The following is a 1,214-nucleotide window of genomic DNA, read 5'->3' as shown; positions in this document are numbered from 1 at the left end:
GGCGCGCCGTACCCCCGCCTCACCATCACCCACAACTACCTGCGCACCGGCACCTACCGCCCCACACTGGCCACCACCTACACCGGCCGCTTCCGCGTCGGCAACGGCCCCTGGCGCCAGATCCCCGGCACCGTCACCATCGACGGCACCGGCCAACCGCTCCGCGCCATCGAGGCCGAGCCCAAGCTGGTCAGCTACTGACCCCGGAGGCCCCATGCGTCCGCTCCGCACCCTGGCCGCGACCGCCCTCGCGCTGGCCGCGCTCTCCGGATGCTCGGACGAGAGCACCAGCCCCACCGAGACCTCGTCGACGCCGACCGAGAGCCGCTCGCCCACCGCCTCCCCCACCCCGGAGACTCCCGAGGAGCCCGCCCTGCCCGACGCGGCGACCAAGGCAACCAAGGCCGGCGCGCGGGCGTTCATCACCTACTACTGGGACGTCGTCAACTACGCGCAGGCGACAGGCGACGTCAGCACACTCAAGAAACTCAGCGCACCGACGTGCGACACCTGCAAGGGATTCGTGGCCAACGTCCAGGAGCACTATGCGGCAGGCGGCGTCATCGTCGGCGGGGAGAACCGGGCTCGGATCACCCAGGTGGCGAAAGTGTCGACGTCGACTGGCTCCGCGTTCGGCTTCCGCGTGGAGCAAGTGGTGACGCACGAACCACAGGTCATCGTCGACTCACAAGGAGCCGAGGACCGGCGCAGCAAGGGCAGCGATGATTTCACGGCCTACTTGCTCTGGACGGACCGAAACCGGTGGCGGCTCGACGTGATGGAGTTGCGATGAGAGCCATCGCCTGGGTGTTCCTTCTAGCCGCCACCTTCCTCGCAGCGCCAGCCTCAGCGGACGACCGTGCCGGTGCCAGCGATGACAGCTTCTATGTCGACTCCGCCGAGGAAGTACAGTCAGAACGTTCGCCAGATGGTCAGGTGAAGCACGGGCCCAGTCCGAGCTCGCCGGCCTTCATTCTCGGCACCACAGGTTGCGCGGCGGCCGACGGAGTCGCCGACGCTGCCGCGGGCGGCCTGTCCGATGTCAGTTTCTGCGCGGGCGAGGAGACACCTGCCCCCGTCGTGACGCTCGGAGCCATTCGCCGCGCCTTCGTCGAGCTCAAGCTCCCCGCCGGCGAGATGGTGGTCCAGCCGCCCGACGGCCTGACCCTGGTCAACTTCGACACGAACTTCTACACGACGACAATCGAGCCGAT

At 68.4% G+C, this 1,214-nt stretch carries 1 protein-coding gene and 2 pseudogenes; all 3 read left to right on the top strand.

Features of this window, described 5'->3' with window-relative positions:
• Positions 1-201, top strand: a pseudogene (locus NOCJ54_RS30120) (hypothetical protein); the annotation flags it as partial.
• A gap of 13 nt (positions 202-214) precedes the next feature.
• On the top strand, positions 215-793 hold the full coding sequence (locus NOCJ54_RS28765; protein WP_051486300.1) for a DUF6318 family protein: 579 nt from the start codon (positions 215-217) through the stop codon (positions 791-793).
• Positions 790-1,214 (top strand): annotated as a pseudogene (locus NOCJ54_RS29720) (hypothetical protein); the annotation flags it as partial. The gene NOCJ54_RS28765 and the pseudogene NOCJ54_RS29720, both read left to right, overlap by 4 nt.

This window comes from Nocardioides sp. J54 (genome assembly GCF_000519005.1).
Classification (GTDB): Bacteria; Actinomycetota; Actinomycetes; order Propionibacteriales; family Nocardioidaceae; genus Nocardioides.
Note: the sequence above shows the minus strand (reverse complement) of the source record. Positions and strands in the feature narration are given on the sequence as shown.

Coding starts and splice junctions, on each gene's coding strand:
- NOCJ54_RS28765 (WP_051486300.1), top strand. CDS start 215: ATGCGTCCGCTCCGCACCCTGGCCGCGACCGCCCTCGCGCTGGCCGCG.